The following is an 18,106-nucleotide window of genomic DNA, read 5'->3' on the forward strand; positions in this document are numbered from 1 at the left end:
GAGGTCAACGTGTTCCACCGGCCATCGCAAGCGCGGGCGAGTCGAACTCCCCGCAATACACCGCAAACGCCCCGCGCACACGCTCGGCCACCTGAATCCAGTTCTCGTCGCGCCCTCTCCGAAACAGCCGCACCGTGCCGGGATACCACGGCGAATCGTCGCGGTCGTGCATCCAGCGCCAGTCGACGTCCTGATTCGGCAACAGCACCCAGCAAGGCTTGCCGAGCGATGCGGCCAGATGCGCGGTGGATGTGTCGACACACACCACGAGATCGAGTTGCGCGACGATCGCTGCCGTATCCGCGAAATCGTCGATCTCCGAGCCGAGATGCAGCAACGGCAAGCCGCCCGGCGGATCGCGCGCCTCGTCCTCGCCCTGCCCCTTCTGCAGGCTCACGAAATTCACGCCCGGCACGCTCCACAGCGGCGTCAACAACGCGAGCGACGGAAGCGAGCGGTGCGCATCGTTGTGATGCTTCGGGTTGCCCTTCCACACGAGCCCGACGTGCGGGCCGGCCGGCAGCGCATCGAGGCGCGTGCGCCAGCGTGCGACGCGGGCGGGATCGGGCACGAGCCGCACCGGCGGCGGGATCGTGTCGAGCGTCGTGCCGACGTGCATCGGCGCGCTCAGCAGGCTTGTCCAGTAGTCGAATTCCTGCACACGCGCCGCGGCCGCATCGTGATCGAGCACTTCGTCGACGCCGTCGACCGTCTCCATCAGCCGATGCAGCGCGGGCTGGCACGCGAAGACCACGCGCGCCGCGTGCCGCGCGCGAAATTCCGCGAAATAGCGGCTGAACTGCAGCATGTCGCCGAGGCCGTCTTCCTGCCAGACGAGCAGCGTCCTGCCGGCGAGCGGCTCGCCCTGCCACTGCGCGCACCGCAGCACCTCGCGCGTCCGGCGATGCACGAACGCCGACAACTCGTAGCGCGATTCGTAGCGGCGCCAGCCTTCCTCGAACCGGCCGAGGCCGAGCAACAGTGTCGCCAGCCCGAAACGGGCATCGCCATAGTCGGCGCGCAGCTCGAGCGCGCGGCGGTACGCGCGTTCGGCGTCGTCGTGGCGGCCGGCATGCTCGAACGTCGTGCCCAGGTTGTAATGCGCTTCGGCCATCTGCGGCGCGAGCGCGAGCGCGTCGCTGAACGCGGCCGTCGCTTCGTCGTGGCGGCCCTGCGCGCGCAGGACGCAGCCCAGATTGTTGTGCGGCTGCGGCAGGCCGGGGCGGTAGCGGATCGCATCGCGATAGGCCGCTTCCGCTTCAGGCAGGCGATCGAGATTCTGCAGCGCGATGCCGAGGTTGTAATGTGCCTCCGGATGGTCCGGGCACAGCGCGATTGTCTGTCGGCTGGCCGCTTCCGCTTCGGGCAGCCGCTGCATGTCGATGAGGATCGCGCCGAGATTCGCGTGCGCGAGCGCGTGGTCGGCGCGAACTGCGATTGCGAGCCGGTACGCGAGTTCCGCCTCGGCCGGCCGGCCGAGAACGCGCAGCACATTGCCGAGATCGGTCAGCACGTCTGCGGACTGCGGCTCGATCAGCAGCGCCTGCCCGAACGCCTGTTCGGCTTCATCGAGCCGGCCGAGCGCTTCGAGCACCTTGCCGAGCCGGTGATGGTGAGATGCACGCAACGGCGCGACGGAAGCGAGCTGCCGGCGGACGATCGCCTCGGCGTCGGGCAGTCGCCCCTGCGACACGAGCAGCGCGCCAAGGCCGTCGTATGGAGGATCGAACGCCGGCATCGCGTCGATCGCGCGCCGCCACCAGGCTTCAGCGTCGGCCAGCCGGTTCAGGCCGAGCGCACCGACGGCCGCGACGTGCAGCACCGCAACGGCCGGCGCCGGTCCGTCGAGCAGCGGCGCGACGAGCGACAGCGCGTCGGCGAACCGTCCGGTCTGGCACAGGGTCGCGGCTTGTTGAACGGGCGCGGGAACGTCGGAAGCAGGCGTCGTCATGGAAGGCTGGGCAAAGCGGCGGGTGTTCGGCACGTCCGGCTGGCACGGCGGCGGTGCGACATGCGCGGGGCGCGGGGCGCGCTGCGCCCGGACGGCCGTTTCGGCACGGATAGCGTCGCTTGACAGGTTACCGAAGCGCGCACGCACGCGATGCGGCGATCTGAGACCATTCCGCGCGGCTGTTCAGGCGATTGGCCGCGCCGCCCTGCCCGTGGCGGCCCGCGATGCGCGGTGTCGGCTACGCGCTCAACTGCTCGACGAGCACCCGCCGCAACTGCTCGATCCGCATGAGCTGGAACTGCACGAACTCGACGAACCGCAGCTCGACGACGAGCCGCTACTGTCGGACGAATCCGAACCGCCGGTGCGCGCCGCCGTCGGAGCCCGCATCAACGGCGGCGGCTCCATCAGCGCACTCGAATGCGCGGCCCACGCGGTGCCGGCCAGCGCTCCCGCACCAAACAGCGCGGCAGCCCAGAGCGACTCGTCCGGCGAATCGGACTCGCCGCGGCGTGCGCTCCGGTACGCGTCAAGCGACGCCTGCCCACCCACCGTCAAGCCGCCGCGCCCGAATCCGGTCAGGCGCCGCGCGACGAAGTGGTATGCGATCGCGAACGCCGCCATGCAGATGACGAGCAACAGGACCGGCCGCCCTCGACTCAGCCCGACCGCCAGTTTCGCCGCGCCCGTGCCGAGCACCAGCAGCGCAATCGTGCGCGCGGCCATGCGCGCCGTCCGCATCTCGCCGGGCGCCCAAAACCAGCCGCAGTTGCGCAACGAATCCGCATATTCGGAGAACCGACGCGCCAGTAGCTGCCGGAACGCGCCGAAGCTGGCTTCCCCGCCCGGTTGCCCGTCCAGCCAGTAGCATTCGTCCGCATAGGCGCCGGCGCGCCTCACGTCGATGCTCTGCACGCGCGCGCCCAGTCGCCCCGCCATCCTCAGGTCGATCGCGCCCGCCTGGATGAGCGACAGCGTCGCGACTTGCACGACCCTCGATTCGTCTCCGACGAGATACGCGACCTCCTCGACCGTCAGGTTCGACGGCGCTTCGCGAGCGCGCGCGCCCCAGCGCCGGCAGCGATATTCGATCTGTTGCAAACCCGCGATCAGCAGCAACGCGACCACGCACGCCGGCACGTAGAACGCGAGAAACTGCGGCCCTGTGTAGTCCAGCACGTTGAAGTCCTGCGCCGACGCGCAGGTCGCGGCGACACTCGCGGCGGCCGCCGGCCACACGAGCTTCGGCAGCCGGTTGCGCCAGGTCCTGCCGGCCGGCGGGGCGGCCGGCGAATCCGGTTCGACCGGCTCGTCCGCGGCCGGCAGGTCCGGCTGCGGCGATCCGGGCGCGGCATGCAGGTCCGCAGGCGGCCAGATCGACTCCGGCGGCTCGCAACCGAACAGCCGCCGATAGCTGTCGAGCGTGTCGCGATAGCGCTGCGCGTACACGGCGGCTTCGTCCGGCGCGCCCGTGCCGGGCATGTGATGCAGCCGCGCGCGCAGCACGCCGGCGCAGAAGACGTCCCAGTATTCGAGCGTGTATTGCAGGTGGAAATGCCAGGCGGCATCGACCGCGACCGACGGCGTGACCGGGTGCCCGGCCGCCTGCGCGAGAAACGCGAAACGCTTGTATTCGTCGATCACGGCCAGCGCGTGCGCGTGCGACCAGCCTTCGGCATCGGCAAGGCGCCGGCTGTACGGCAGCGGCGCGTCAGGATCGTCGGGGGAATAGGCTTGCAGGCGCGCGAGCAACGCCTGCTGCGCTTCGGTCAGCGCACGGGCATCGACTGCGGTCGAGGTAGACGGGATGGCAGCCATCGGGAGTCGGCGCGATGCGCGGACGGCCGCCGCGATCGACGCTTGGAGTTGTCGTTGCGGGCGATTCTCGCATAACGGTGCAGCGGTGAGACGCCGGTCCGCCGGTCCTGCCAGGAACCGGGTGATGCGACGGGCTCGGAAGGGGGGCGCCCGGCAAGCGCAGTCGCAGCGGCAGCCGATCGAGGATCACGACACCGAAAGGCGCCGATGGCCGCCAGCTGGCTGCGATTTCACTGCAGGAAGGGAAACGGTAGTACGGGGAAACCGACGAGAGCCTGAACAGGCATGTTTTGGCGCGCCCGGCTGGGATCGAACCAGCAACCCCTGCCTTCGGAGGGCAGTACTCTATCCATTGAGCTACGGGCGCGTGTGACAGTGAAGCGACCCCAATATACAGGCCGCCCACAATTGGCAAGACAGCAAGGATACCCGGTTTCCCATGACGCGTCCACCTTGCCCGCCGAATCGCCGCCGGGGCGCGCTGCGTGCGGGTAAACACGCGCCATCGTGCCGCTCGCCGTGATGTAAACGTTCCGTCTATAATCGTCCGGGCTTCATTGGACTGCCATTTTGCCGTTGCACCGCGCTCACAATTCCTATTCACGGAGACGAGGCAAGCATGAGCGAAGCACCCCACGAATCTCCCGTCAAAACCCCCGGGCAGCTGATTGCCGTCATCATCGCGTCGTTCGCGATCCCGATCATCCTGATCGTCCTGTTCGCCACCTATGCGAACCATGCGTTCCGTTCCGGCGCCGGCACGGACGCGCTATCCGACGAGCAGGTCGCCGCGCGTATCAAGCCGCTCGCGCAGGTCGACGTGAAGGACGCCAACGCGCCCCGCACGTACAAGACCGGCGAGGCAGTCTACAAGGCCGTCTGCGTGACCTGCCACGGCACGGGCGCCGCCGGCGCGCCGAAGTTCGGCAACAAGGACGACTGGGCGCCGCGCATCTCGCAAGGCTTCGACACGCTGCTGAAGACGGCCCTCGCAGGCAAGGGCGCGATGCCGGCGCGCGGCGGCACAAGCCCCGACGACGTCAGCGACTATGAAATCGCCCGTGCGATCGTCTACATGGCGAACAACGACGGCGCGAACTTCCCCGAACCGGCCGCGCCGGCCGCCAACGCGGCGCAGCCTGCCAGCGGCGCGGCAGGCGCATCGGGCGCAGCCGACGCCGCGAGTGCGCAAATCGCCGCGGCGCAGGCCGCGATCGCCGCGATCCCGAAGGCCGGCGAACAGCCCGCGGCCGCACCGGCCAGCGCCGATGCGGCAACCGCCGGCAAGGCGCTGTACACGTCGACCTGCCAGGCCTGCCACGCGGCCGGCGTGCTCGGCGCGCCGAAGTTCGGCAGCAAGGAAGACTGGGCGCCGCGCCTGAAGGACTCGATGGATACGGTCTACAACTACGCGCTGCACGGCAAGGGCGCGATGCCGCCGAAGGGCGGATCGACCGCGTCGGACGCCGACGTGAAGGCGGCCGTCGACTACATGGTCAACGCGTCGAAGTAACCACGCCGGGCCACCAGTAAAAAACCCCCGCGACGCACACGCATCGCGGGGGTTTTGTTTTGCCGGATCGCCAGCCGCCGGATCACCGTGTGCCCGACGGCGCCGCCGCATCACATCACTTCTGCAGCAACGCCTTCAGGCTCGCGAGCCGGTCCTTCGGCGACATCGGCGCTTCTTCCGGCGTGGGCGGCGGCGCTTCGTCGAGCCCCATCTCGGGGATGAAGCGCGACGGCTCGCACACGACCGTCTCGCGCGCCCGCTTGCGCTTCTTGCACCAGTTCAGGTGCAGGCTGCGCTGCGCGCGCGTGATCGCGACGTACATCAGCCGGCGCTCTTCCTCGATCCGTTCGCTATCGATCGGGCCGTCGTCCTCGCTGCCGCCGCGGTGCGGCATGATGCCCTCCTCGACGCCGACCAGGAACACGTGCGGATACTCGAGCCCCTTCGACGCATGGACGGTCGACAGCCGCACGGCATCCGGATCCTCGTCCTTGCCCTCGAGCATCGACATCAGCGCGACGGTCTGGATCAGGCCGAGCAGGTTCTTGCCCGTATCGGCGAGCCCGTCCGCGTTGTGGAAACCTTCCGCCTCGCCGTCGACGGCCTCCGTCTCGGGCTTCGTGCCCTTGCGCTTCAGCCATTCGAGGAATTCGAGCACGTTCTGCCACTTCGACTGCGCCTGCCGCTCGTCGAACGCGTCGTACAGATACGCCTCGTAGTGGATCGCCTCCATCATGTCGTCGAGCACGACGGTCGCGGGCTCCTTGTCCGCGCGGTCGGTCAGGCGCTGGATGAAGTCGCAGAACATCCGCAGCGGCTCGACCTGGCGCGCGGACAGCCGCGCCTCGATGCCGCCCATGTACACGGCCTCGAACAGCGACACCTTCGCCTGCCCCGCGAACGAGCCGAGCGCTTCGAGCGTCGTGTTGCCGATCCCGCGGCGCGGCGTCGTGACCGCGCGGATGAACGCGGGATCGTCGTCGGCGTTCGCGATCAGCCGCAGGTACGCGCACAGGTCCTTGATCTCGGCCTTGTCGAAGAACGACTGGCCGCCGGACAGCACGTACGGAATCCGCTCGCGCCGCAGCACCTGCTCGAAGATCCGCGCCTGGAAGTTGCCGCGATACAGGATCGCGTAGTCGCGGAACTGCGCGCGCCGCTCGAACTTGTGCGCGGACAGCCGGAACACGACCGATTCGGCCTCGTGCTCCTCGTCGTTGCACGGCGTGACGGTGATCGAATCGCCCATCCCGTGCTCGGACCACAGCTTCTTCTCGAACAGCTTCGGGTTGTTCGCGATCACGTTGTTCGCGGCGGTCAGGATCCGCACCGTCGACCGGTAGTTCTGCTCGAGCTTGACCAGGTGCAGCTTCGGGAAATCCTTGCCGAGCTGCGCGAGGTTCTCGAGCGTCGCACCACGCCAGCCGTAGATCGCCTGGTCGTCGTCGCCGACCGCCGTGAACGCGGCGCGCGGGCCGGCGAGCAGCTTCAGCAGCTCGTACTGGCACGCGTTGGTGTCCTGGTACTCGTCGATCAGCAGGTAGCGCAGCTTGTTCTGCCAGCGGTCGCGCACCTGCTCATTCTTCGCGAACAGCTCGGCAGGCAGGCGGATCAGGTCGTCGAAGTCGACCGCCTGGTACGCATGCAGCGTCGCGACGTAGTTGCGGTAGACCAGCGCGGCCTGGTGCTCGTCCTCGTTGGCCGCGATCGCCATTGCCTCGTCGGGCATGATCAGGCCGTTCTTCCACAGCGAGATGATGCTCTGGATCTTGCGGATCAGCCCTTTGTCGGTGGTGCCGAGCTGCTCCTGGATCATCCCGAAGCAGTCGTCCGAATCCATGATCGAGAACTGCGGCTTCAGGCCGACGTGCTCGGCCTCCTGGCGCAGGATCTGCACGCCGAGCGAGTGGAACGTGCAGACGGTGAGCTGGTTGACGGGCACCTTGCGGCCTTCCTTGCCGGGCGTGGTGAGCGTCTTGCCCTCGAGCAGCTTCGACACGCGCTCGCGCATTTCGGCGGCCGCCTTGTTCGTGAACGTGACGGCGGCGATGTGGCGCGGCTCGAAGCCTTTCGCTTCGATCAGGTGCGCGATCTTCTGCGTGATCACGCGGGTCTTGCCGCTGCCCGCGCCGGCGAGCACGAGGCAGGGACCGTCGAGGTAGCGCACCGCTTCGTTCTGGGCGGGATTCAGGCCTGCGGACATGATGGCGGATGGTGTTGCGGTTGTCGGCGGAACGCCGGGAGGATGCCGTGCGCGGCGGGCTGGCGAAGCAGGCGGACACGCGGGCAGGACGCGCATGTTAACACGTCGGCGGCGCGCATTTCGTGAGCGCCGCCGGACGGGGCCGCGCGGGCGCACCGCCCGGCCGCGCCCTGTCCGTCCGGCCAATCCGGCCCCGTTCGCGCGTCGATCGGCCACAATACGAACACACCGGCGCGGCCCCGTGCCGGGCTCGCCTGAACCGCCACCGGATCGACATCATGGGATACCCGTTCGCCACCGCCGCCCTCGGCCCGCTGCTGTTCGCGCAGGGGCGCTACGTGCGTCGCGTCACGCCGCGGCTGCCCGAGGCGGCCGGCCCGCGCGCCGGCGTGGTCGGCGACGGCCCGCCGCTGCGCGTGCTGGTGGTCGGCGATTCGGCCGCCGCAGGCGTCGGCGTCGCGACGCAGCGCGACGCGCTGTCCGGACAACTGGCGCGCGTGCTGGCGGCCACGCACCGCGTGAGCTGGAAGCTGCTCGCGCACACGGGCCTGACCACGCAGGATCTCGTCGACTGGCTCGCCGCCGAGCCGGCCGAACCGTTCGACGTGGCCGTTACGTCGCTCGGAGTCAACGACGTGACGGGCGGCGTGCCGCCGGCCCGCTGGCGGGCGCAGCAGGCCGAACTCGTCCGGCTGCTTGCCGCGCGCTTCCGGATCGGGCACGTGATCCTGTCGGCGGTGCCGCCGATGGAACGCTTTCCGGCGCTGCCGCAGCCGCTCGCGTGGTATCTCGGGCGACGCGCGAAGCGGCTCAACACGGCACTCGCCGCCTGGGCCGCCACGCAGCCGCATTGCACGTTCCTGCGGGTCGCGCTGCCGCTCGAGCGCCACCTGATGGCCGCCGACGGCTTCCACCCCGGCGAAGCCGCATGCGCCGTGTGGGCCGCGCAGGTCGCTGCCGCCGTGCGGCAGCGGGCGGCCGCATGACGCGGCGCGGCACCCGCGCCCGCACGCCGGCCCGTCACCGCGAAGCCGGGCATGCAAACGCCGGCGCGCGGCAGCCGGTCCGGCGCAAAATGCCGGCCCCCCTTGCGCACGCGCCGCGCCGCACCGCGCATTTCGCCCAACGCGCCGGTACGAGCGGCGGCGCCATGCCAAAATAGCCGGTCGTCCTCGCGCCGCCTCGGCGCGCCATCCTTTAATTTCCTTCGCAGCCAGGAATTGCCATGTCGTCATTGCTCAGGATTGGTTTGATGGGTTTCGGTTTCGCCGGCGCGACGTTCCACGCGCCCGTGATCGCCACGAGCGGCCGCACTGAAGTTGCCGCGATCGCGACGGGCCAGCCCGATCGCGCGCAGGCCGCGTATCCGGGCGCGCGCGTCGTCCCCGACCTCGACACGCTGCTCGGCCTCGACGACATCGAGTGCGTGGTGATCGCCACGCCGAACGACACGCATTTCGCGCTCGCGCGCCAGGTGCTCGAAGCCGGCCGTCACGTGGTCGTCGACAAGCCCGTCACGCTCACCGCCGACGAAGCGCTCGCGCTCGCGCGGCTCGCGAACGCGCGCAGCCGCCTGTTCGCGCCGTTCCACAACCGCCGCTGGGACGGCGATTTCCTCACCGTGCGCCGCATCGTCGAATCGGGCGAGCTCGGCCGGCTCACCTTCTTTGCATCGCACTTCGACCGCTTCCGGCCGACGCCGCGCACGCGCTGGCGCGAGGAGCCCACACGCGGCGGCGGCCTGCTGCTCGACCTCGGCCCGCACCTGATCGACCAGGCGCTCGCGCTGTTCGGCGTGCCGGAAACGGTGAGCGCGACCGTCAAGACGCGCCGCGACAACGGCACGGCGCCCGATTTCGTGCACCTGCTGCTCGGCTATCCGGACAAGGACGTCGCACTGCACGCGAGCGCGCTGTCGGCGATCGAGCCCGCGCGCTTCACGCTGCACGGCACGCGCGGCAGCTATCAGAAGTTCGGGCTCGACACGCAGGAAGACCAGCTCAAGGCCGGCCTCACCGCGGACGACGTCGAGTTCGGCGGCGGCAACCCGCCCGGCCTGCTGCGCGTGCTCGACGGCGAAGTCGAAGTCGAGCGGCCGGTGCCGACGCTCGACGGCCAGTACGCGGAGTTCTACCGCGCGCTCGCCGCGTCGATCCGCGACGGCGCGCCGTTCCCCGTCACCGCGCAGGACGCCGTCGACGTGATGACGATCATCGAGCTCGCCGCGCAGAGCGAGCACGACGGCCGCCGGCTGCCGTTCGTGCGCCGCACGGTCTGACACCGCACGCCGGCCGGTTGCGGCCGGCCGGCACGCGTGCGCTTGGATTAGCCGGAACATTCGGTTACAAATGCCCGGGGAACGAAAGTCAGCGGGTGACCGGTCTGACGCGTTTCTCAAAAAAGTCGATCCGACACCAATCCGTCAGGAGAATGTTGATGCAACGGTTGATTCGCGCAGCAGCGTGCTGCGTGCTGGTTTCCTCGCTCGCGGCCTGTATCGTGCAGCCGCAGCAGCCGGTCCGTCCGGCGCCCCCGCCGCGGCCGAATCCGCAGGTCGTCGCGAACGAGCGGGCGCAACAGATCCAGGGACGGATCGACAACCTGCACCGCCGCATCGACGCGCGCGTGAACGGCGGCTACTACCCGCCGCCGTACGGCGCGCAGCTTCACCACCGCCTCGACGTGATCCGCCAGGAAGCGAACGACATGTCCGCGCAGCACAGCGGCGGCCTGTCCGGCGACGAGCAGCGCGTGCTGAACCAGGAACTCGACACGGCCGCGCGCGCGATCGGCGAGTAACGCACCGGCGCCCGCCGGAGCGAAAAAAGCGGCGGCACCGGTTGCCGCCGCTTGTCGCGAAGCGACATTTTTTTGCCCAAATTGACAAGCCCCACCCGCTCGCGTACAGTCGCCCGCACGCGTCGGGAGAGCGTGTGACCGCGTAGCTAGCAACGCCGGTCGCGCCGCCGAAGGGGCACACCCGCAAACTCTCAGGCAAAAGGACCGACCGCGTCGGGGAATCCCGTCCGCGCATTGCGCGGGCCGCACTCCCCGCACTCTGGAGAGCGGCAGTAGCCCGCTGCGCACATGCTGCGCGGGCAAGCTGCCCACCGAAGGGGCGCGCGCTCGCCGGGCTTTGCCCGCGGCGCAATCTCTCAGGTATCGAGGACAGAGGGGCATGTACCGGATCGCTCGCAGCCCATCGGCCGCGGCGGTCGGCACATGGCCGTTCTGATCCGCGCGCAAGCGCCTTGCCTGAGGCCTCGATGACTGCACTGAATCACACCCCGCTCAACGCCGCGCACCGCGCGCTCAATGCCCGCATGGTCGACTTCGGCGGCTGGGACATGCCCGTCAACTACGGCTCGCAGATCGAAGAACATGAAGCCGTGCGCACCGACGCCGGCATGTTCGACGTGTCGCACATGTGCGTCGTCGATTTCACCGGCAGCCGCGTGCGCGCGTTCTTCGAGCACGCGATCGCGAACAACGTCGGCAAGCTCAAGACGCCCGGCAAGGCGCTCTACTCGTGCCTGCTCAATCCGCAGGGCGGCGTCGTCGACGACCTGATCGTCTATTACTTCACCGAAGACTTCTTCCGCGTGGTCGTCAACGCCGGCACCGCCGAGAAAGACATCGCGTGGTTCAACCAGCTCAACGAGCAAGGCGGCTACGGCGTCACGATCGCGCCGCGCCGCGATTTCGCGATCGTCGCCGTACAGGGCCCGAACGCCCGCGAAAAAGTCTGGACGACCGTGCCCGCCGCACGCGCCGCGACGAGCGAGCTGAAGCCGTTCAACGCCGCGCAGGTCGCCGGCACGCCGTTCGGCGATCTCACCGTCGCGCGCACCGGCTATACCGGTGAAGACGGCTTCGAGGTGATCGTCCCGGCCGTGCATGTCGAAGCGCTGTGGAACGCACTGCAGCAAAGCGGCGTGCGCCCGTGCGGGCTCGGCGCGCGCGACACGCTGCGCCTCGAGGCCGGCATGAACCTGTACGGCCAGGACATGGACGACACCGTCTCGCCGCTCGACGCGGGCCTCGCGTGGACGGTCGACCTCACCGCGCCGCGCGACTTCGTCGGCCGCGCCGCGCTCGAGCGCGACGGCACGCGCACCGCGTTCGTCGGCCTGATCCTGCAGAAGGAAAACGGCAAGGCGGGCGGCGTGCTGCGCGCGCACCAGAAGGTCGTCACGCCGCACGGCGAAGGCGAGATCACGAGCGGCACGTTCTCGCCGTCGATGCAGGAATCGATCGCGTTCGCGCGCGTGCCGGCGGCCGTCCAGGTCGGCGACATGGTCCAGGTGCAAATTCGCGACAAGAATCTTCCCGCGCGCGTGGTAAAACTGCCGTTCGTGCGCAACGGCAAGGTCCTCGCTGCGTAACGGCCGGGGGGGCCTCCTCCCGGGAAGCCGGGAGATGGCGCCCGGCGCAACCACACCCCGGCGCGCCCCGGCGGCGCGCCAGCAGAACGAATCACACCCTTTTATCCAGGAGCATCCGATGAGCAACGTCCCGGCCGATCTGAAATACACCGACGAACACGAGTGGATCCGCACCGAGGCAGACGGCACGCTGGCGGTCGGTATCACCGATCACGCGCAGAGCACGCTCGGCGACATCGTCTTCCTCGAGCTGCCGGCAGTCGGCAAGCAGGTGAAGGAAGGCGACGCCGTCGGCGTCGTCGAATCGGTGAAGGCGGCATCCGACATCTACTCGCCGGTGTCCGGCGAAGTCGTCGCCGTCAATACGGAAGCCACCGACGCACCGGAAGAAGTGAACGGCGACGCGTACGGCGTGTGGCTCTTCAAGATCAAGCTCGCGGCCGGCGCATCGACCGACAAGCTGATCGACGCTGCCGCCTACACCAAGCTGATCGACTAATTTACTTACCCGAACCGCGCGGGGCCGGCCAGCCGCCCCGTCCCGCGCGGGACCAGAGTCACGCCATGAAGCTCGAACACCCGGACCGCCTGATGAACCGCACGCCCCTCTCGCTCGCCGCGCTCGAAACGCACGACGCGTTCGCCGAACGCCATATCGGCCCCGACGCCGCCAGCCAGCAGGCCATGCTCGACACGCTCGGCTTTGCGTCGCGCGCCGCCCTGATGGACGCCGTGATCCCGGCCTCGATCCGCCGCGCCGAAACGCTGCCGCTCGGCCCGTTCGCGCAGCCGAAGAGCGAGGCCGAAGCCCTCGCCGCGCTGCGGGTTCTCGCGGACAAGAACCAGGTGTTCCGCTCGTATATCGGCCAGGGTTACCACGACACGCACACGCCGGCGGTGATCCTGCGCAACGTGCTCGAAAACCCGGCGTGGTACACGGCCTACACGCCGTACCAGCCCGAAATTTCCCAGGGCCGCCTCGAGGCGCTCCTGAACTTCCAGCAGATGGTGGCCGACCTCACGGGCCTCGCGATCTCGAACGCGTCGCTGCTCGATGAAGCGACCGCCGCGGCCGAAGCGATGACGCTGCTGCAACGCACCGGCAAGCCGGCATCGAACGTGTTCTACGTCGCCGACGACGTGCTGCCGCAGACGCTCGAAGTGATCCGCACGCGCGCGCTGCCGATCGGCATCGAGGTCAAGACGGGCCCGGCCGCCGACGCGGCACAATCGAACGCGTTCGGCGTGCTGCTCCAATACCCGGGCGTGAACGGCGACGTGCGCGACTACCGCGCACTCACGGAAGCGATCCACGCGGCCGGCGGCCACGTGGTCGTCGCGGCCGACCTGCTCGCGCTCACCGTGCTGACGCCGCCCGGCGAATGGGGTGCGGACGTCGCGATCGGCAACACACAGCGCTTCGGCGTGCCGATGGGCTTCGGCGGCCCGCACGCCGCGTATCTCGCGGTGCGCGACGAATTCAAGCGCCAGATGCCGGGCCGCCTCGTCGGCGTGACGGTCGACGCGCAGGGCAAGCCCGCGCTGCGCCTCGCGCTGCAAACCCGCGAACAGCACATCCGCCGCGAAAAGGCGACGTCGAACGTGTGTACCGCGCAGGCGCTGCTCGCGATCATGGCCAGCATGTACGCGGTCTACCACGGCCCGCACGGCCTGAAGACGATCGCGCTGCGCGTGAACCGCATCGCGGCGCTGTTCGCCGCCGGCGTGAAGCAGCTCGGCTTCGCGACCGTCAACGACACGTTCTTCGACACGCTGACGATCGACACCGGCGCGCGCACCGCGCAGGTCCATGAATTCGCTAGGGCGAAGCGCATCAACCTGCGCCGCGTGAGCGACACGCAAGTCGGCGTATCGGTCGACGAAACGACGACGCGCGACGACCTCGCCGATCTCCTCGGCGTGTTCGCGCAAGCCGCGGGCGGCACCGCGCCGGCCGTCGACGCGCTGGACGCAGGCCTCGCCGGCGTCGCCGCGCTGCCGGCCGGCCTCGAGCGCACGAGCGCGTACCTGACGCACCACGTGTTCAACCGCCACCATTCCGAAACCGAAATGCTGCGCTACCTGCGCAGCCTGTCGGACAAGGATCTCGCGCTCGACCGCTCGATGATCCCGCTCGGCTCGTGCACGATGAAGCTGAACGCGACGTCGGAAATGCTGCCCGTCACGTGGCCCGAGTTCGGCGGCATCCACCCGTTCGCGCCGGCCGACCAGACCGTCGGCTACCGAGAAATGATCGACCAGCTCGAGCAGATGCTCGTCGCGGCCACCGGCTACGCGGCCGTGTCGCTGCAGCCGAACGCGGGCTCGCAGGGCGAGTACGCGGGCCTGCTGATCATCCACGCGTACCACGCATCGCGCGGCGAAGCCCACCGCGACGTGTGCCTGATCCCGGCGTCCGCGCACGGCACGAACCCGGCATCCGCGCACATGGCCGGCATGAAGGTCGTGGTCGTCGCATGCGACGCGCAGGGCAACGTCGACATCGCCGACCTGAAGGCGAAGGCCGACGAGCACTCGAAGGATCTCGCGGCGATCATGATCACGTATCCGTCGACGCACGGCGTGTTCGAGCAGAACGTGCGCGAGATCTGCGAGATCGTCCATGCGCACGGCGGCCAGGTGTACGTCGACGGCGCGAACATGAACGCGATGGTCGGCCTGACCGCGCCGGGCCAGTTCGGCGGCGACGTGTCGCACCTGAACCTGCACAAGACCTTCTGCATCCCGCACGGCGGCGGCGGCCCGGGCGTCGGCCCGGTCGCGGTCGGCGCGCACCTCGCGAAGTTCCTGCCGAACCAGCGTTCGACCGGCTATGCGCGCGACGAAAGCGGCATCGGCGCGGTGTCGGCCGCCCCGTACGGCTCGGCGTCGATCCTGCCGATCTCGTGGATGTACATCGCGATGATGGGCGCGAAGAACCTGACCGCCGCGACGGAAACCGCGATCCTCAACGCGAACTACATCGCGAAGCGCCTCGCGCCGCACTACCCGGTCCTGTACTCGGGCCCGGGCGGGCTGGTCGCGCACGAATGCATTCTCGACCTGCGTCCGATCAAGGATTCGAGCGGCATCAGCGTCGACGACGTCGCGAAGCGCCTGATGGACTACGGCTTCCACGCGCCGACGATGAGCTTCCCGGTGCCGGGCACGCTGATGGTCGAGCCGACCGAATCGGAATCGCAGGAAGAACTCGACCGCTTCATCGCCGCGATGATCGCGATCCGCGAGGAAATCCGCGCGGTCGAGGAAGGCCGCGCCGACCGCGAGGACAACCCGCTGCGTCACGCACCGCACACGGCGGCCGTCGTCACCGCGAACGAGTGGCCGCACGCGTACTCGCGCGAGCAGGCTGCGTACCCGGTCGCGTCGCTCGGCACGAACAAGTACTGGCCGCCGGTCGGCCGCGCGGACAACGCGTACGGCGACCGCAACCTGTTCTGCTCGTGCGTGCCGATGTCGGAATACGCATAACGCGCGCCAGGCCCCGAGCCGTCCGATGGTGATCGCACCGCACGCAACTCCGTGTTGCGTGCGGTTTTTGCATTCGCCGCCCGAACCGGTGCGCGTTCGTCCGCCAATCCGGCTAACATCACACGCGATCCAGCCAATGAAGGAGTTCCGCATGGTGCGTCCGATGTTTCCGGGCCATGGTGCAACGCAGAAGCGGCCGCGCACGCGCCGGTTCGTGCCGATGCTCGTCGCGTCGCTGTCGTTTGCCGCTGCAGGCCTCGGCGCGGCCGGCAGCGCGCGCGCGGCGATGAATTTCTGCGCGGCGCCGGCACTTCAGGCGAGCGAGACGACCCAGGCCGAGCCGGGCGTGCAGGCGCTGATCCGCAGCGTCGACGCGCGCATCGGCGAGCAGCCGAAGGCGATGCCGCGCGTGCACACCGAGGGCACGCTGCCGCACGAAGGCATCTACGACCAGAGCGCCGCCGCGCTGAAGGACATGGAGCTGATGCGCGACGCGGCGCTCGCGTGGCGCGTGACGAACGCGCCGCGCTACCTGCAGCTCGTCGACCGCTTCCTGTCCGCGTGGGTCGCGACCTACCAGCCGAGCTTCAACCCGATCGACGAGACGCGCTTCGAAAGCCTGATCGTCGCGTACGACATGACCGCGAGCGCGCTGCCGGTGAAGACCCGCAACGCGACGGCCGCGTTCATCGCGAAGCTCGGCGCCGGTTATGTCGCGCAGATCGACGCGCAGAAGCGCCCGCTCACCGGCACCTGGCGCAACAACTGGCAGAGCCACCGCATCAAGCTGATCGCGCTGTCCGCGTTCACGCTCGGCGACCGCAAGATGATGAACGCCGCGCAGCGGCTGTTCGTCGAGCATCTTGCCGACAACATCGGCCCGGACGGCAAGACGTGGGACTTCGAGGAACGCGATGCGCTGCACTACGCGGTGTACGACCTGCAGCCGCTGGTAACGGCCGCGCTCGCCGCGCGCCGCTTCAACCGCAACTGGCTGCGCGAGCGCGGCGCGAACGGCGCGTCGCTCGCGGCCGCGCTCGACTGGCTCGTGCCGTATGCGCTCGGCGAGAAGACCCACGAGGAATTCGTGAATTCGCCGGTGCCGTTCGACGCGAAGCGCCGCGAGGCCGGCCTGCCGGGCTACACGGGGCAGTGGGACCCGAAAAACGCCACCGAACTCTTTCATCTGGCCGCGCGGCTGGACGGGCGCTATGCCCGCGTCGCGCAGCAGCTTTCCCCGACGCCGCCCGCATGGCTCGCCGCGTGCCTGCCATTGCAGGCGCGCTAGCACTACTCTTATAAGCAAGGCAGGTATCGAAATGGCAGTCAGCGTGTTTGACCTCTTCAAGATCGGCATCGGTCCGTCCAGTTCGCATACGGTCGGACCGATGCGCGCGGCGCTGATGTTCGTCCAGGGCCTCGAGCGCGACGGGCAGCTCGATGCAACGGCCCACGTGAAAGTCGAGCTGTACGGCTCGCTCGGCGCCACCGGCAAGGGCCACGGCACCGACCGCGGCGTGATGCTCGGCCTGCTCGGCGACGCGCCCGACACCGTCGATCCCGAAACCATCGACGCGCGTCTGGAAGACGTCCGCAAGTCGAAGAAGCTCGCGCTGCTCGGCACGCATCCGGTGCCGTTCGTGCTGAAGGAGAACATCGCGTTCTACCGCCAGGCGCTGCCCGAGCATCCGAACGGGATGAAGCTGCGCGCGTCCGACGCGAACGGAGCGGTGCTGGTCGAGCGCACGTACCTGTCGGTCGGCGGCGGCTTCGTCGTGACGGCCGGTGCGCCGAACACGAAGGTGCTGAGCGCGGCCGAGCAGATGACGCACCCGTTCCGCACCGGCGCGGAGCTGCTCGCGCTGACCGAATCGACCGGCAAGTCGATCGCGCAGCTGATGTGGGAAAACGAGCGCGCATGGCACACCGAGGAAGAGACGCGCGACGGGCTGCTGAAGATCTGGGCCGTGATGCAGTCGTGCGTGTCGCGCGGCTGCGGGATCGGCAACCCCGACGCCGACGGCAACCTGCCCGGCCCGTTCCAGGTCAAGCGCCGCGCGCCGCAGCTGTACCGCACGCTGACGGGAAGCCCGGAGCGCGCGCTGCAGGACCCGCTGTCGATGATCGACTGGATCAACCTGTACGCGATCGCGGTCAACGAGGAAAACGCGGCCGGCGGCCGTGTCGTCACCGCACCGACCAACGGCGCGGCCGGCATCATCCCGGCCGTGCTGCACTACTACACGCGCTTCACGCCCGGCGCGAACGAGCAAGGCGTGATCGACTTCCTGCTGACGGCCGCCGCGATCGGCATTCTCTACAAGCTCAACGCGTCGATCTCGGGCGCGGAAGTCGGCTGCCAGGGCGAAGTGGGCGTTGCATGCTCGATGGCGGCCGGCGCGCTCGCAGCGGTGCTCGGCGGCACGCCGCACCAGGTCGAGAACGCGGCCGAGATCGGCATGGAGCACAACCTCGGCCTCACCTGCGACCCGGTCGGCGGGATGGTGCAGATCCCGTGCATCGAACGCAACGCGATGGCGTCGGTGAAGGCCGTCAACGCGGCGCGCATGGCGCTGCGCGGCGACGGCTCGCACTACGTGTCGCTCGACTCGGTGATCAAGACGATGCGCGAGACGGGCGCCGACATGAAGACGAAGTACAAGGAAACGTCGCGCGGCGGGCTGGCGGTGAATATCGTCGAGTGTTGAACGCCTCCCGGGCCCATCGCTTCGCGCCAGGCCCCC

Annotated in this window: 12 protein-coding genes, 1 tRNA gene and 2 riboswitches; of the genes, 9 read left to right on the forward strand and 4 right to left on the reverse strand. The window is 69.2% G+C overall.

Translation table 11 applies throughout. The features are described 5' to 3' along the window. Positions 1 to 4 precede the first annotated feature (4 nt). The 3 genes from GD429_RS29835 to GD429_RS29845 all read right to left on the reverse strand — a co-directional run bounded on the left by GD429_RS29835 (position 5) and on the right by GD429_RS29845 (position 4,136). Positions 5 to 1,951 carry a tetratricopeptide repeat protein gene (locus GD429_RS29835; protein WP_152862421.1) on the reverse strand — a complete coding sequence of 649 codons (1,947 nt, stop codon included), beginning with the start codon at positions 1,949 to 1,951 and terminating at the stop codon, positions 5 to 7. Between the two features lie 246 nt (positions 1,952 to 2,197). After that, positions 2,198 to 3,769: a TIGR04222 domain-containing membrane protein gene (locus GD429_RS29840; protein WP_152862423.1), complete on the reverse strand. Its 1,572-nt coding sequence runs from the start codon at positions 3,767 to 3,769 to the stop codon at positions 2,198 to 2,200. Positions 3,770 to 4,060: 291 nt separating this feature from the next. Beyond that, positions 4,061 to 4,136 (reverse strand) — tRNA-Arg (locus GD429_RS29845). Positions 4,137 to 4,388: 252 nt separating this feature from the next. Between GD429_RS29845 and GD429_RS29850 the strand changes: the two genes are divergently transcribed. Next, positions 4,389 to 5,282 carry a c-type cytochrome gene (locus GD429_RS29850; RefSeq protein ID WP_152862425.1) on the forward strand — a complete coding sequence of 298 codons (894 nt, stop codon included), beginning with the start codon at positions 4,389 to 4,391 and terminating at the stop codon, positions 5,280 to 5,282. A gap of 115 nt (positions 5,283 to 5,397) precedes the next feature. On the opposite strand, the gene GD429_RS29855 is transcribed toward GD429_RS29850, so the two are convergent. After that, positions 5,398 to 7,485 carry a UvrD-helicase domain-containing protein gene (locus tag GD429_RS29855; RefSeq protein ID WP_152862427.1) on the reverse strand — a complete coding sequence of 696 codons (2,088 nt, stop codon included), beginning with the start codon at positions 7,483 to 7,485 and terminating at the stop codon, positions 5,398 to 5,400. 278 nt (positions 7,486 to 7,763) lie between these two features. On the opposite strand from GD429_RS29855, the gene GD429_RS29860 reads away from it, so the two are divergent. The 8 genes from GD429_RS29860 (at position 7,764) to GD429_RS29895 (ending at position 18,070) form a co-directional block, all read left to right on the forward strand. Next, on the forward strand, positions 7,764 to 8,471 hold the full coding sequence (locus GD429_RS29860; RefSeq protein WP_152862429.1) for an SGNH/GDSL hydrolase family protein: 708 nt from the start codon (positions 7,764 to 7,766) through the stop codon (positions 8,469 to 8,471). A 239-nt stretch (positions 8,472 to 8,710) separates the two neighbouring features. Then, complete coding sequence (locus tag GD429_RS29865) at positions 8,711 to 9,763, forward strand: oxidoreductase (RefSeq protein WP_152862431.1); 1,053 nt, start codon at positions 8,711 to 8,713, stop codon at positions 9,761 to 9,763. A gap of 158 nt (positions 9,764 to 9,921) precedes the next feature. Then, positions 9,922 to 10,284 (forward strand): hypothetical protein, encoded by a 363-nt coding sequence (locus GD429_RS29870; RefSeq protein WP_152862433.1) that lies wholly within the window; start codon positions 9,922 to 9,924, stop codon positions 10,282 to 10,284. Between the two features lie 113 nt (positions 10,285 to 10,397). Further along, positions 10,398 to 10,502, forward strand: a riboswitch (glycine riboswitch). 31 nt (positions 10,503 to 10,533) lie between these two features. Continuing rightward, positions 10,534 to 10,667, forward strand: a riboswitch (glycine riboswitch). Between the two features lie 84 nt (positions 10,668 to 10,751). Next, complete coding sequence (gene gcvT, locus GD429_RS29875; protein WP_152862435.1) at positions 10,752 to 11,870, forward strand: glycine cleavage system aminomethyltransferase GcvT; 1,119 nt, start codon at positions 10,752 to 10,754, stop codon at positions 11,868 to 11,870. A 118-nt stretch (positions 11,871 to 11,988) separates the two neighbouring features. Further along, positions 11,989 to 12,369: a glycine cleavage system protein GcvH gene (gene gcvH, locus GD429_RS29880; protein WP_152862437.1), complete on the forward strand. Its 381-nt coding sequence runs from the start codon at positions 11,989 to 11,991 to the stop codon at positions 12,367 to 12,369. 65 nt (positions 12,370 to 12,434) lie between these two features. Further along, a complete protein-coding gene (gene gcvP / locus GD429_RS29885; RefSeq protein ID WP_152862439.1) occupies positions 12,435 to 15,362 on the forward strand; it encodes an aminomethyl-transferring glycine dehydrogenase in 2,928 nt (975 codons plus the stop codon). 151 nt (positions 15,363 to 15,513) lie between these two features. Next, positions 15,514 to 16,650 (forward strand): alginate lyase family protein, encoded by a 1,137-nt coding sequence (locus GD429_RS29890; protein WP_152862441.1) that lies wholly within the window; start codon positions 15,514 to 15,516, stop codon positions 16,648 to 16,650. A 31-nt stretch (positions 16,651 to 16,681) separates the two neighbouring features. Then, on the forward strand, positions 16,682 to 18,070 hold the full coding sequence (locus tag GD429_RS29895; protein ID WP_152862443.1) for an L-serine ammonia-lyase: 1,389 nt from the start codon (positions 16,682 to 16,684) through the stop codon (positions 18,068 to 18,070). The last annotated feature ends 36 nt before the right edge of the window (positions 18,071 to 18,106 follow it).

The sequence above is a fragment of the Burkholderia sp. BE17 genome (genome assembly GCF_009362305.1).
Classification (GTDB): domain Bacteria; phylum Pseudomonadota; class Gammaproteobacteria; order Burkholderiales; family Burkholderiaceae; genus Burkholderia; species Burkholderia pyrrocinia_C.

Coding starts and splice junctions, on each gene's coding strand:
- GD429_RS29835 (WP_152862421.1), bottom strand. CDS start 1,951: ATGACGACGCCTGCTTCCGACGTTCCCGCGCCCGTTCAACAAGCCGCG.
- GD429_RS29840 (WP_152862423.1), bottom strand. CDS start 3,769: ATGGCTGCCATCCCGTCTACCTCGACCGCAGTCGATGCCCGTGCGCTG.
- GD429_RS29850 (WP_152862425.1), top strand. CDS start 4,389: ATGAGCGAAGCACCCCACGAATCTCCCGTCAAAACCCCCGGGCAGCTG.
- GD429_RS29855 (WP_152862427.1), bottom strand. CDS start 7,485: ATGTCCGCAGGCCTGAATCCCGCCCAGAACGAAGCGGTGCGCTACCTC.
- GD429_RS29860 (WP_152862429.1), top strand. CDS start 7,764: ATGGGATACCCGTTCGCCACCGCCGCCCTCGGCCCGCTGCTGTTCGCG.
- GD429_RS29865 (WP_152862431.1), top strand. CDS start 8,711: ATGTCGTCATTGCTCAGGATTGGTTTGATGGGTTTCGGTTTCGCCGGC.
- GD429_RS29870 (WP_152862433.1), top strand. CDS start 9,922: ATGCAACGGTTGATTCGCGCAGCAGCGTGCTGCGTGCTGGTTTCCTCG.
- gcvT (WP_152862435.1), top strand. CDS start 10,752: ATGACTGCACTGAATCACACCCCGCTCAACGCCGCGCACCGCGCGCTC.
- gcvH (WP_152862437.1), top strand. CDS start 11,989: ATGAGCAACGTCCCGGCCGATCTGAAATACACCGACGAACACGAGTGG.
- gcvP (WP_152862439.1), top strand. CDS start 12,435: ATGAAGCTCGAACACCCGGACCGCCTGATGAACCGCACGCCCCTCTCG.
- GD429_RS29890 (WP_152862441.1), top strand. CDS start 15,514: ATGGTGCGTCCGATGTTTCCGGGCCATGGTGCAACGCAGAAGCGGCCG.
- GD429_RS29895 (WP_152862443.1), top strand. CDS start 16,682: ATGGCAGTCAGCGTGTTTGACCTCTTCAAGATCGGCATCGGTCCGTCC.